Source organism: Aliiroseovarius sediminis, from assembly GCF_022678485.1.
Classification (GTDB): domain Bacteria; phylum Pseudomonadota; class Alphaproteobacteria; order Rhodobacterales; family Rhodobacteraceae; genus Aliiroseovarius; species Aliiroseovarius sediminis.
In genome coordinates, this window is the sequence record NZ_JALBYP010000032.1 from 26,600 (window position 1) to 39,548 (window position 12,949).

10 protein-coding genes are annotated in these 12,949 nt (G+C 57.8%); 4 read left to right on the forward strand and 6 right to left on the reverse strand.

Translation table 11 applies throughout. The annotated features are described in order from the left end of the window. Positions 1 to 15: 15 nt before the first annotated feature. The 3 genes from galU to cysQ all read right to left on the reverse strand — a co-directional run bounded on the left by galU (position 16) and on the right by cysQ (position 2,762). Positions 16 to 912 (reverse strand): UTP--glucose-1-phosphate uridylyltransferase GalU, encoded by an 897-nt coding sequence (galU, locus tag MN186_RS09140; RefSeq protein WP_242114319.1) that lies wholly within the window; start codon positions 910 to 912, stop codon positions 16 to 18. Between the two features lie 244 nt (positions 913 to 1,156). Further along, positions 1,157 to 1,960: a 3-deoxy-manno-octulosonate cytidylyltransferase gene (locus tag MN186_RS09145; RefSeq protein WP_242114071.1), complete on the reverse strand. Its 804-nt coding sequence runs from the start codon at positions 1,958 to 1,960 to the stop codon at positions 1,157 to 1,159. A 4-nt stretch (positions 1,961 to 1,964) separates the two neighbouring features. After that, positions 1,965 to 2,762, reverse strand: coding sequence for a 3'(2'),5'-bisphosphate nucleotidase CysQ (gene cysQ / locus MN186_RS09150; RefSeq protein WP_242114072.1), 798 nt, complete (start codon positions 2,760 to 2,762; stop codon positions 1,965 to 1,967). Positions 2,763 to 2,892: 130 nt separating this feature from the next. Between cysQ and MN186_RS09155 the strand changes: the two genes are divergently transcribed. Further along, positions 2,893 to 3,714: an ABC transporter permease gene (locus MN186_RS09155; protein WP_242114073.1), complete on the forward strand. Its 822-nt coding sequence runs from the start codon at positions 2,893 to 2,895 to the stop codon at positions 3,712 to 3,714. On the opposite strand, the gene MN186_RS09160 is transcribed toward MN186_RS09155, so the two are convergent. After that, complete coding sequence (locus tag MN186_RS09160) at positions 3,711 to 4,337, reverse strand: alpha-ketoglutarate-dependent dioxygenase AlkB family protein (RefSeq protein ID WP_242114074.1); 627 nt, start codon at positions 4,335 to 4,337, stop codon at positions 3,711 to 3,713. The two genes, MN186_RS09155 and MN186_RS09160, sit on opposite strands and share 4 nt — an antisense overlap. 193 nt (positions 4,338 to 4,530) lie before the next feature. On the opposite strand from MN186_RS09160, the gene dnaK reads away from it, so the two are divergent. The 3 genes from dnaK (at position 4,531) to radC (ending at position 8,478) form a co-directional block, all read left to right on the forward strand. Then, complete coding sequence (gene dnaK / locus MN186_RS09165; RefSeq protein ID WP_242114075.1) at positions 4,531 to 6,444, forward strand: molecular chaperone DnaK; 1,914 nt, start codon at positions 4,531 to 4,533, stop codon at positions 6,442 to 6,444. 65 nt (positions 6,445 to 6,509) lie between these two features. Beyond that, a complete protein-coding gene (dnaJ, locus tag MN186_RS09170) occupies positions 6,510 to 7,652 on the forward strand; it encodes a molecular chaperone DnaJ (RefSeq protein WP_242114076.1) in 1,143 nt (380 codons plus the stop codon). A gap of 52 nt (positions 7,653 to 7,704) precedes the next feature. Next, positions 7,705 to 8,478, forward strand: coding sequence for a RadC family protein (gene radC, locus MN186_RS09175; RefSeq protein ID WP_420838921.1), 774 nt, complete (start codon positions 7,705 to 7,707; stop codon positions 8,476 to 8,478). 3 nt (positions 8,479 to 8,481) lie between these two features. Here the strand turns inward: radC and MN186_RS09180 are convergent, their stop codons facing one another. Both MN186_RS09180 and secA read right to left on the reverse strand, forming a co-directional pair. After that, on the reverse strand, positions 8,482 to 10,041 hold the full coding sequence (locus tag MN186_RS09180) for a phosphate ABC transporter substrate-binding/OmpA family protein (RefSeq protein WP_242114077.1): 1,560 nt from the start codon (positions 10,039 to 10,041) through the stop codon (positions 8,482 to 8,484). 87 nt (positions 10,042 to 10,128) lie between these two features. Then, positions 10,129 to 12,801, reverse strand: a complete 2,673-nt coding sequence (gene secA, locus MN186_RS09185; RefSeq protein ID WP_242114078.1) for a preprotein translocase subunit SecA — start codon at positions 12,799 to 12,801, stop codon at positions 10,129 to 10,131. Between the last annotated feature and the right edge of the window lie 148 nt (positions 12,802 to 12,949).

Below are 12,949 nucleotides of genomic sequence, written 5' to 3' on the forward strand. Positions count from 1 at the left end.
GTCGGGCACTGTCGGTCACTCGGCCGCGTTTTTTGGCGCTACGATGTCATGCAGATAAGACGCAAACTCGTCCCGCAATTCGTCCCGCGCCAAACCAAAGGCGACAGTCGCCTGCAAGAACCCGGCCTTCGAACCACAGTCAAAACGCTTTCCGCGAAAGCGGTAGCCGAAGACATCGCGGCCCTCTTGAATTTCGGCGGCAATCGCGTCGGTAAGTTGGATCTCACCACCCGCACCGGTTTTCATCTGGTTCAGGCTGCGCAGGACACTGGGCGTCAGGATATAGCGGCCAATCACCGCCAGATCTGATGGCGCTTCGTTCACTTTCGGCTTTTCCACCATGCCCTTGACCGACACCATCGCGCCCAGGTCGTCTTTGATGTCAAGCACGCCATACGCGCTGGCTTTTTCGGCGGGCACCTTCATCGCTGCGACCATGCAGCCGCCGGTTTCCGCGTGTGCTTCGACCATCTGCTGCAAGCAGGGTTTTTCTGCGGCGATCACGTCATCGGGCAAGATCACGGCAAAGGGTTCGTCTCCGATCAGCCGATGCGCGCACCACACGGCATGGCCCAGCCCCAGCGCCTTGTGCTGGCGCACATAGGCAATCGCACCGCTTTCCATATTGGTGTCTTGCAAGGCTTCAAGCTGATCTTCCTTGCCCTTCTTGCGCAGCTCTTGTTCCAAAACGGGGGCATTGTCGAAATAATCTTCCAAAGCCCCTTTTCCGCGCGAGGTCACAAAGATGAATTCCTTGATACCCGCCGCGCGCGCTTCGTCAATCGCATATTGGATCAGCGGGCGGTCGACCAACGTCATGATCTCTTTCGGGATCGACTTGGTTGCGGGCAGAAACCGTGTTCCTAGTCCGGCAACCGGGAAAATAGCCTTCGTGACCCTTTTTTGCGTCATGGGAATACCTCTGCTTTTAACCATTTACCCGGATAAGACTCCAACCAACCGGCCACCAATTACGTGAACTGCATCGATTCGCTGGTCGTTTTGATCACTTATGAATATAAAATCTGACAATCTCACGGCAATTGTCCACGACAATGGGTCAGTTGTACGGCTTTCTCAAGTCGATTCATCTTAACATTCAAAAAGTGCGGACTGTTACCCTTGGGCGCGCGTGTACGGGTATTGGTGGTTTGATTCATTCAATATCGAGGTCTTTCAAAATAGCTTCGATGCGGGCAACATCTTCGGGGTTATTTAATTCCCAAAACGCACGGCCCCGCGCATCGACTTCGACGCAATGCACCGGGTGATCGCGCTCGAGAAAGCGCAGCTGCTCCAGACCCTCCAACTCCTCCAACGGCCCCGGCGCCCAACGAGCATACGCCGCAAGCGCAGAGGGTCGATATGCATAGACGCCCACATGGTGAAAGATCGGCGTAAGATTGTCGTCCTGCCAGTCTTTGTCAGCAGTATAGGGGATCACCTCTTTCGAGAAATAAAGCGCTTTGCCGTCGGCCCCGAACACAGCGGTCGTTCCGCCAACCCGGCCCGCGCGGCGGTCTTCCTGAAAACCGGCCAGCGACCGGCCGTCACAACGCAGCACGGGTGTGGCCATTTCCGCAGTCGGGTGAGCCTTAAGCGCGGCGATCAGGTCTTCGACAAACCACGGTGGGGTCAGGGGGGCGTCGCCTTGCAGGTTAACGATGATGTCATGATCCCCGCCCAGCGCATCCAGAGCTTCGGCGCAGCGTTCGGTTCCGTTGCGACAGTCCGGCGAGGTCATGACCACATCGGCCCCGAACCCGGCCGCTTCGGCACGGATGCGGTCGTCATCGGTGGCAATGACGACGCGATCAACGCCACCGACGGCAAGCGCTGCGTCCCAACTGCGCCGGATCAGGGTCTTTTCCTGCCCCGTCGCGCCGCACAACGGCGCCAACGCTTTGCCCGGATACCTGACCGAGGCGAAACGCGCCGGAATGACGATCAGAACGCTCATTCGATCAGGCTTTCTTCAACTCCACGCCCGGCGCAATAGCGATAAAGAACGGGTTTGCATAATCGGGTTTGCCATAGGTCAGCGGCGTGTGGTCGTCAAAGCGCACCACGTCGCCGCCCGCGCCTTTCAGCACCGCATGACCTGCGGCGGTATCCCATTCCATCGTGCGGCCCACGCGGGGGTAGATGTCCGCCTCGCCGGTGGCAACAAGACAGAACTTCAGTGAACTGCCGGCCGAGGTCATGTCTTTCACCGCATATTTGTTGATGTAATCATCCGTCGCCTGATCGCGGTGGGATTTCGACGCCACCACCATCAGCGCGTCATTGTCGGGGGTCGAGACGGAAATCGGCGTCAGCTTGCCCAAGACATCACGGTCAAAGGGGCCTTGTTCCTCGACGCTGCTGCCATCGGCACGGGTGAAGAACATACGCCCCTTGGCAGGGGCATAGACAACCCCGCGAATGGGCGTGCCGTCCACGACATAGGCAATGTTGACGGTAAAATCGCCGCGCCGGTGAATGAACTCCTTAGTGCCGTCCAGCGGGTCAACGATCAAAAAGGTGTCGGCCTGTCGTGCATGACTGTCGGCCTGTTCTTCCGTCACCAGAAGCACGTCGGGAAACGCCGCGCGCAACCCGTCCGAGATCACCTTGTCCGCCGCTTCGTCCGCGGCGGTGACGGGGCTATCGTCGGATTTGGACCGCACATCGAAATCGTCCGATTTGTAGATGTCCATGATCACATCACCCGCATCCAGCGCAAGCGCCCGCATGACAGTTTCCAAACGGCTAAAATCCAACGTATCGCTCCTTGTCCGTGCGGTTGCGCGGTTCTGTTGATTAGGTCATTTCGTCCTCTTATGATGATTGGGTAACGGAACGGCAAGAATTCCCTGCAATTATTTACCCGCGCCGGTGAAAGGCAGACCCATGTTTGAAGTCAAAGTAAACCGGACGCGGCGGCAGGCGGCGATCTCGATGATCGCGGTGATTTATCACGCGACCGTCTTTGACCTGCGAAAAGCACATCCCAACGCGGTGATCGGGCTGTTCATCAATATTGTGCAATCGCTGCTGATGGTTGCCGTCTTTTATGTGATGATGAGCGTGCTTGGCCTGCGATCCGCCGCCATCCGCGGCGATTTTCTGCTGTATATCATGTCGGGCGTGTTTCTTTTCATGACCAACGTCAAAACGATGCGGGCCGTGGCGACCGCCAATGGACCGACCTCGACCATGATGCTGCACGGGCCGATGAATACGTTGGTTTCGATCGCCGCGACAGCATTAGGGTCGCTTTACTTACAGATTCTGTCGATCATCGTTGTGTTGACGATCTATGGTCTTGCCTTTCATCCGGTTGATGTTCACGACCCTGTCGGCAGTTTCATGATGGTGCTTTTGTCATGGTTCAACGGCGTGTCGGTGGGGATCGTATTCATGGCGATCAAGCCGTGGTTTCCGCGCTTCACCTCGGTCGCGACCACGCTTTACATGCGGGTAAATATGTTTGCATCCGGCAAGATGTTTTTGGCCAATACACTGCCGTTCTTCATGTTGGCGATGTTTGCGTGGAACCCGCTGTTTCACATCATCGACCAGGCACGGGGCTACGTGTTCATCAACTATTTCCCGCATCACTCGAATTGGGAGTATCCGTTGATCGTATCAATCGTGCTGGCCTTCCTTGGCATGTTGGGCGACAGCTACAGCCGTAAACACGTGTCCGCCAGTTGGGAAGCGCGGCGTTAATCCGCCTGTGTCACCACACGAAGCGTAAGGTTGATTCGCCCGTGATCGCGCAAAAGATCACTTGACCCAAACCGAAGACGGTCCACCCCGTGATACGCCAGCCGTGCCGGGCCATCCAACATCAGCACATCACCCGATTGCAGCCATGTTGATTGCGTCGGCCCCTTCCGCTCGGTCCCGCCAATCCGAAATAACGCGTCATCACCCAGACTGACCGAGACAACTGGATACGAGAAGTCGCCCTCGTCCCGGTCTTGGTGCATCCCCATGCGCGCACCCGCGCCATAATAGTTGATCAAGCAGCAATCGGGTGCCCGATCCGTGTCGGCAACGGCGCGCCAAATGTCCAGGACGGGGGCGGGTATGTCGGGCCATGGATCGCCGCCCGGATGGCGCGGCTCATAGCGGTATCCGCGCCGGTCCGACACCCAGCCCAGCCGCCCCGCCGATGTCATGCGCACCGACATCTGCTTACCAGACCGAGTGACAGGATGAAAAAACGGCGCATCGCGAACAACCTGCCGCACCCCATCCACCAATGCCAATTGAGCATCGCGATCCAACATTCCCTTGAAAAGTTGTGCGCCACCCAGATCCAACGGCGACAATTTAGACGGTGTCATGGTCGAAACTCTGAAAAAGACTCGGTTTTTTAGGCATTCGTTTCCTCTTGACGGCTTGCAGGCCCCATTTCCCCTTCTTATATACGCCGAGACGCTGGATTGGGGCACACCCAACCGGTCAGAAATCTGGGATCTGGGGCCGATGCTTTGCAAGGTCGGCTCCCACAACATCGCCTACGAGAGGATTTTGAGCATGGCTAAAGTCATCGGTATCGACCTCGGCACCACCAACTCATGTGTTGCCATCATGGACGGCTCGCAACCGCGAGTCGTTGAAAACGCAGAAGGCGCGCGCACGACGCCTTCGATTGTCGCCTTCAAGGACGACGAACGCCTTGTGGGCCAATCGGCCAAACGGCAGGCCGTCACCAACCCCGACAACACCGTCTTCGCCGTGAAGCGCCTTATCGGTCGCAACATGCAAGACCCGGCTGTTGAAAAAGACAAAAAGCTTGTCCCCTATTCCATTGTCGACGGCGGCAATGGTGATGCTTGGGTCGAAGCGGCCGGGCAGAAATATTCGCCCTCGCAAATCTCGGCCTTCATTCTGGGCAAGATGAAAGAGACGGCGGAAAGCTATCTTGGTGAAGAAGTGACGCAAGCCGTCATCACCGTTCCTGCCTATTTCAACGACGCACAGCGTCAGGCCACAAAAGACGCCGGCAAGATCGCTGGCCTTGAAGTGTTGCGGATCATCAACGAACCGACTGCAGCTGCTTTGGCTTACGGTCTGGACAAGAAAGAAACCCAAACCATCGCGGTCTATGACCTTGGTGGCGGGACGTTCGACGTGACCATTCTGGAAATCGACGACGGTCTGTTTGAAGTCAAATCAACCAACGGGGACACGTTCCTTGGTGGTGAAGACTTCGACATGCGCATCGTTCAGTATCTGGTCGATGAGTTCAAAAAGGAAAATCAGGTCGATCTGTCGAAAGACAAGATGGCCCTGCAACGCCTGAAAGAAGCCGCCGAGAAAGCCAAGATCGAGCTGTCCAGCTCGTCTCAGACGGAAATCAACCAGCCCTTCATCTCGATGGGGTCGGATGGTTCGCCGCTGCATATGGTCATGAAGCTGACCCGCGCCAAGCTGGAAAGCCTTGTGTCTGACTTTATAAAGCGCTCGTTGAAGCCGTGTCAGGCCGCACTGAAGGATGCTGGTCTGTCCAAGGATGACATTGACGAAGTCGTTCTGGTCGGCGGTATGACCCGTATGCCGAAGGTCTTTGAAGAAGTGTCCAAGTTCTTCGGGAAAGAGCCGCACAAAGGCGTGAACCCGGACGAAGTGGTTGCTATGGGTGCCGCCATTCAGGCCGGCGTTCTGCAAGGCGACGTCAAGGACGTCGTGCTTCTGGACGTAACGCCCTTGTCGTTGGGCATCGAAACGCTGGGGGGTGTGTTCACACGCCTGATCGACCGCAACACGACGATCCCGACCAAGAAGTCGCAGATCTTCTCGACCGCGGAAGACAACCAGAACGCCGTGACCCTGCGTGTGTTCCAAGGTGAGCGCGAGATGGCTGCGGACAACAAAGTTCTGGGTCAATTCAATCTGGAAGACATCCCGCCCGCACCGCGCGGACTTCCGCAGATTGAGGTGACGTTTGACATCGACGCCAACGGCATCGTTGAAGTGGGCGCCAAGGATAAAGGCACCGGCAAAGAGCAGAAAATCACCATTCAAGCCTCGGGCGGTCTGTCGGACGACGACATCGAGAAGATGGTGAAAGATGCCGAAGCCAACGCCGAAGCCGACAAGGAACGTAAGGAACTGGTCGAAGCCAAGAACCAAGCCGAAAGCCTGATCCATTCGACCGAAAAGTCGATGGAAGAGCATTCGGACAAGGTGGACCCGACCACGATCGAAGCGATCGAGCTTGCGATTTCTGCGCTGAAAGACGTGATGGAAGAAGACAACGCCGAGAAGATTAAATCCGGCATCCAGAACGTTACCGAATCGGCCATGAAGCTGGGCGAAGCGATCTATAAGTCGCAGCAGGAAGAAGCGGCTGGCGAAGAACCCGAGGAAGCCGAAGGCCCCTCGGCGGTAGATGACGACATTGTCGATGCCGACTTCGAAGACCTTGACGACGAAAACAAACGTTAAGTCTGAATAGGTAACGGGCGGGGCTGCATCAGGCGGCCCTGCCCCCCTCCCAAAGGGAGTTCTCCATGTCAAAGCGTGATTATTACGAAGTTCTCGGCGTGTCGAAAGGCGCGTCGGCAGACGAATTGAAAAAGGCCTATCGCAAAAAAGCGAAAGAGCTGCACCCCGACCGCAATTCAGATAACCCGAACGCCGAAGCCCAGTTCAAGGAAGCGAATGAGGCTTATGATGTGTTGAAGGACGCTGATAGAAAAGCGGCCTATGATCGGTTTGGCCATGCGGCGTTCGAAGGCGGCATGGGTGGTCGGCCCGGCGGCGGACATCCCGGCGGCGGTGGCGATTTCGCCAGCGCGTTCTCGGACGTGTTTGACGACCTGTTTGGCGATTTCATGGGCGGGGGCCGTGGCGGCGGTGCGCGTGCGCAACGCGGATCGGACCTGCGCTATAACCTGCGCGTCACGCTGGAAGAAGCCTTCGCGGGCCTGCAAAAAACCATCAATGTGCCGACCTCGGTCGCGTGCGATGAGTGCAGTGGCACCGGTGCCGAAGCAGGCGCCGAGCCCACTGTTTGCCCAACCTGTTCAGGCATGGGCAAAGTGCGGGCGCAGCAGGGCTTCTTTACGGTCGAACGCACTTGTCCGACATGTCAGGGCACCGGGCAGATGATCCAGAACCCGTGCAAAAGCTGTGGCGGCGCGGGGCGCAAGCATAAGGAACGGTCACTATCGGTGAACATTCCGGCAGGTGTCGAAACAGGCACGCGCATCCGCCTGTCTGGTGAAGGCGAAGCTGGTGTGCGTGGCGGTCCGACTGGGGATCTTTATATCTTCATCGACGTGACCGAGCATCCGATTTTCGACCGCGAAGGCACACATCTTCATTGCCGCGTGCCTGTGTCGGTTGCGGCCGCCGCACTGGGCGGGGACATCGAGGTGCCGACCATCGACGGTGGCCGGTCGCGCGTGAAAATTCCGGCGGGCAGCCAATCGGGGCGGCAGATGCGTCTGCGCTCAAAAGGGATGCCGGGCCTGCGTGGCGGCGGACGCGGCGATATGTATATCGAGCTTGCCGTGGAAACGCCGGTCAACCTGACCGCGAAACAGAAAGAGTTGCTGCGCGAGTTTGAAAAGCTATCGGAAGAAAACAATCCCGAAAGTTCATCCTTTTTTACAAAGGTAAAAAGCTTTTGGGACAGCATGAAAGGTTAACAACGTAGAGTTGTTAACCTTTCGTTCACCAGTTTCGGTGCAGTCTGCTGTCATGAACGATAGCAGACAATTCCAATTCCAAGAAATGCCCCAAGCGCTTTTCGACACTGACGAAGCGCCAGCGATTCCCGTATCGGTCAAGAACGGGAAATTGCCGTCCTATATCAAGGATCACCGCAAACGATTGCGCGAACGTTTCATGGATGGCGGCGCGCAAGCAATGCCGGATTACGAGATGCTGGAGCTTGTCCTGTTCCGCGCCATTCCGCGCCAGGACGTAAAGCCCTTGGCACGTATGTTGCTGGACACGTTCGGCGATTTCAACCGCGTCGTGACCGCACCGACCCAGCGGTTGCGCGATGTGCCGGGCGTGGGCGATGCTGTCATGACCGAGCTAAAGATCATCGAAGCCTCGGCGCATCGCTTGGCGCGCAGTCGGGTAATTCAACGGCATGTCATTTCGTCCTGGGATGCGGTGCTGGATTATTGCCACACCACCATGGCCCACCGCGACACGGAACAGTTTCGCGTGCTGTTTCTGGATCGCAAGAACGTGCTGATCGCGGACGAGGCACAGGGGCAGGGCACCGTCGACCACGTTCCGGTTTACCCGCGTGAGGTCGTCAAGCGGGCGCTGGAACTGAACGCGTCCGCGATCATCCTTGTACACAATCACCCATCAGGCGATCCCACGCCATCAGACAGTGATATTCGGATGACGCAACAGGTCAACGACGCCGCAACCGCACTGGGTCTGACGCTGCACGATCATCTGATCGTCGGAAAATCGAGCGAGCTGAGTTTTCGCGGATCGGGCTATCTGTAAGGGTCAATCAACCCAAATTTCGACCCGACGGTTCACACCCCGACCCCACGCGCTGTCGTCACAGGCCATAGGCAGTGCCTCGCCGAACGCATCAATCTGTAAATCCACGCGGGAGTCGTCAAACGCCTCAAGTTGCGACAAAACCAGTGTCCGTACGGCTTCGGCGCGTTTGCGCGCAAGGCCAAGGTTCTGCGCCGCCGCGCCCTGACCGTCCGAAAACCCGACAAACAGAACCTGACGTCCATCAAACCGACCGCTTTCCAAAGCCTTTGCCAATAACGCGATATTCGACCGTGACGGCGCATCCAACAGGGTTGATCCACCTTCGAAGCGGAAACTGATCGACAGGCGGTCCTTACCGTCAAAACGGTCCACCATACGCTTGAGTTCGGATAGCGCGACTTCGTCCCCGGCCGCGACGATGGCGTTGGCCATCCGGTTGCCCTGATCGCCCATTGGAATCCGGGTCAGGGCCTGGTCGACGAACCCCGCCCGGCGCGTCACAAATTGCGCGCTGTCGGTTCTGAGGTAAGACAGAAACTCGCGACCCAAAAGCGGCAGGCGACGTTCGGGCAGATACAGATACATCGGCATGGTCAACGGATAGTCTTCGGACTTGATTGACTGCGCCGAGGCACGAACCTTGAACCCGCAACGGCCGGTCAGCTGTACGATCTCTCCGTTCCCCGGCCGCATGAACGAGGTTATGGCGATCCCGAACGGGTCACGCGCCACCGCGTCAGTCAGCGACTTGTTCGACGGTTGAAACCGCACCCGGTCCGACAGGCTGACACCGCTGGCGGCGATCACGTCCTGCATGAAGGCCGGGCCGAACCCCTCCTGAATGTCCATCAGATAGGGCGTGATCGGCGCATCCTCGCCTCCCAGCTCCTGCCAGTTTCGAATTTTGCCAGAATAGATCGCAGCCAGTTGCGCAATGGACATTTGGGTGACCGGATTACCGGGTGCCACGATGGGCACAAGCGCGTCCAGCGCAATGACCCGGCTTTGCCGCGCAACACGCAGATCGCCCAGCCCCGCCTCGCGCGCCATGCTGCGTTCGCGGGTGGATGCGCGACGCATCGACAATACCATGTCGGCCTGCTGGCCCAACAGGTCGGCAAACCCCTCCGCGCTCGTGGTTAATTTAATCGTAATGCGCGCTTGTTCCTGCCCAGATGCGCCGTCGTAAAGCGTGTAAAGTGTACCAACGCCCAGCACATCCTCGCGTTTCAGGGCGTATCCCTGACGCAGCGCGAAGCCTTCGACCAGCGCAGGGAACAGCACCTCGCCCATGCTGTGTGCGCCCGAGATCGTCAGTTCGGCAACGAATGGCCCAAGACTGGGACAGCCCGGCCCCTCGCAGGTGACGCCCGAACTATCGACCGTCAGGATGCCGAACTCCGTGTCAACGCGGTAAAACTCACCGTCGAAGGTCAGAAGCGTGCCGGTCAGCTCGATCTCGCCATCGCGCGAGGTCAGCGTGACGTCTTGTGCGTGCGCCGCAAGGTTGGATGCCAGAAACAGGCAAAGGGCGGCGATACCCGCGCGCAGAAAGCTCATGTCAGACCCCGACCCGTGACTATCCGATGCGCAATCATCCCGATTGACGCACCGAATTTCAACCGTGGATGCGCGGGGCGCACTGAATCAGACCAGTCGCCCGTGGCAATGCTTGAACTTCTTGCCCGACCCGCAAGGGCACGGATCGTTGCGCGACGGATTGCCCCAACTGGCCGGGTTGGTTTCGTCGAACCCATCCTTGGCGTCCTGCGCGTCATCAGCGGCTTGTTCCAACGCCTGCTGTTGCTGCTTCATTTGCTGCATCATGGCCTGCTGTTCTTCCTCGGACATGGGCCGAATCTGAGCCAGCTTCTGTGTCACATCGGCACGCAGGCTGTCCAACATGCTTTCAAACAACTGGAACGCTTCGGTCTTGTATTCATTCAGCGGATCACGTTGGGCATAACCCCGGAACCCGACGACCGAGCGCAGATGATCAAGCGTCAGAAGATGCTCGCGCCATTTAGCGTCGATGGTCTGCAAGACAAGCTGCTTTTCGATCGAGCGCATGGTCTCGGGCCCGAAATCCGCAGCCTTCTTGGCCATGAATTCGTTCGAGGCATCATACAATCGCTCGCGGATACTGTCGTCATCCACGCCTTCTTCGGCGGCCCAGTCGACCACCGGCACCTCGAACCCGAGGTTTTCAACAACCGCAGCCCTAAGCCCTTCGGTGTCCCATTGATCCGCATAGGTTTTGGGCGGCATGTAGGTGTCGACCAGATCGTCGATCACTTGGTGGCGCATGTCGCCCACAATCTCAGACAAGTCTTCGGCTTCCATGATTTCCAGACGCTGACCAAAGATCGCTTTCCGCTGATCATTCATCACGTCATCGAATTTCAGAAGCTGCTTGCGGATGTCGAAGTTGCGGCCTTCAACCTTCGCTTGCGCGCGTTCCAGCGATTTATTGACCCAGGGGTGAATGATCGCCTCGCCTTCTTTCATGCCAAGGGTGGACAGCACCTTTTCCAGCCGTTCGGACCCGAAGATGCGCATCAAATCGTCTTCCAGCGACAGGAAGAACGATGACCGACCGGGGTCGCCCTGACGGCCAGAACGGCCGCGCAACTGGTTGTCAATCCGGCGGCTTTCATGACGTTCAGTGGCCAGAACGAACAGACCGCCCGCATCTTTGACCGCCTGTTCGTCCGCGTCATGTTCGGCTTCGATCCGTGCACGGATTTCGTCTGGGTTGCCATCAGGGTCGGCCGCGATGGCCTCCATCACCTTGAATTCGACGTTGCCGCCCAGTTTGATGTCGGTCCCGCGCCCGGCCATGTTGGTTGCGATGGTCACGGCCCCCAGCTTGCCCGCGTCCGCAACAATCTGCGCCTCGCGTTCATGCTGGCGGGCGTTCAGAACGTCATGCTTGATGCCAGCTTCTTTAAGAAGCCGCGACAGCTCCTCGGATTTCTCGATTGAGGTGGTGCCAACCAGCATCGGCTGGCCCTTTTCGTTGGCCTTGCTAATCTCCTCAACCACAGCGGCGTATTTTTCGCCCGTGGTGCGATAGACGGCATCGTGTTCGTCGACCCGCGCGATGGGACGGTTGGTGGGAATTTCGACCACGCCCAGCTTGTAAATTTCGTCGAATTCATCGGCTTCGGTCAGCGCCGTGCCGGTCATACCGGACAGCTTGTTGTAAAGCCGAAAATAGTTCTGGAACGTCACCGAAGCCAGCGTCACGTTTTCGGGCTGCGTCTTGCAACCTTCCTTGGCCTCGATGGCTTGGTGCAGGCCTTCGGACAGGCGGCGACCGGCCATCATGCGGCCGGTGAATTCGTCGATCAACACGACCTCGCCATCGCGCACGATGTAATCCTTGTCACGCTGGAACAGTTTGTGCGCGCGCAGCCCTTGGTTCACGTGGTGAACAAGCGTCGTGCTTTCGGGGTCATACAGGGACTGTTCCACCGGCAGAAGGCCCCGTTCGTGCAAGACCTGCTCAAGAAACTCGTTGCCTTCTTCGGTAAACGTGGCGCCACGGTTCTTTTCGTCGATCGTATAATGTTCTTCGGTCAATTCGGGAATCAGCGCGTCGATGGTGACGTAAAGTTCTGACCGATCTTCGGACGGGCCGGAGATGATCAGGGGCGTGCGCGCTTCGTCGATCAGGATCGAGTCAACCTCGTCCACGACGGCGAAATTATGCCCACGCTGATACATGTCCTTCAGGTCGGATTTCATGTTGTCACGCAGATAGTCGAACCCAAGCTCGTTGTTCGTCGCGTAGGTCACATCGCATGCATAGGCGGCACGTTTTTCGTCATCCGCCTGATGCGGATAGACCACGCCGGTGGTAAGGCCAAGCGCTCCGTAAACCGCGCTCATCCAATCGGCGTCACGCTTGGCAAGATAATCGTTCACGGTGACGATATGCACGCCATCGCCCGACAACGCATTCAGATAGGCGGGAAAGGTCGCGACAAGGGTTTTGCCCTCGCCCGTCTTCATTTCCGCAATATTTCCACGGTGCAGGAAGATGCCGCCGATCAGCTGAGTGTCGAATGCACGCAGCCCCAGCGCGCGTTTTGCGGCCTCGCGACAGTTGGCGAAGGCTTCGGGCAGGATCGCGTCCAACTTTTCCCCATCTGCGATGCGCTTCTTGAACTCTTCAGTCTTGGCGATGATGCCATCATCCGACAGGGCGGCATATTCATCCTCAAGCGCGTTGATTTTCTCGACAATTGGGCGGGTCGTTTTGATCATACGGTCATTGGGGGTGCCAAAGACCTTACGCGCGATTTTTCCAAGCATGTTTTTTTGCCTCAATGCGGTTCTGACGCTGGTGTGACCAGAGGGAACTTGCCCGTCCCCGTTCAGCCCCCTATCTAGGGGCCCAAGAACCAGCGCTCTCAAGCCTTCATGCGATGTAAGCGTCAGGTGGAAAACTGTCAATGTTGCC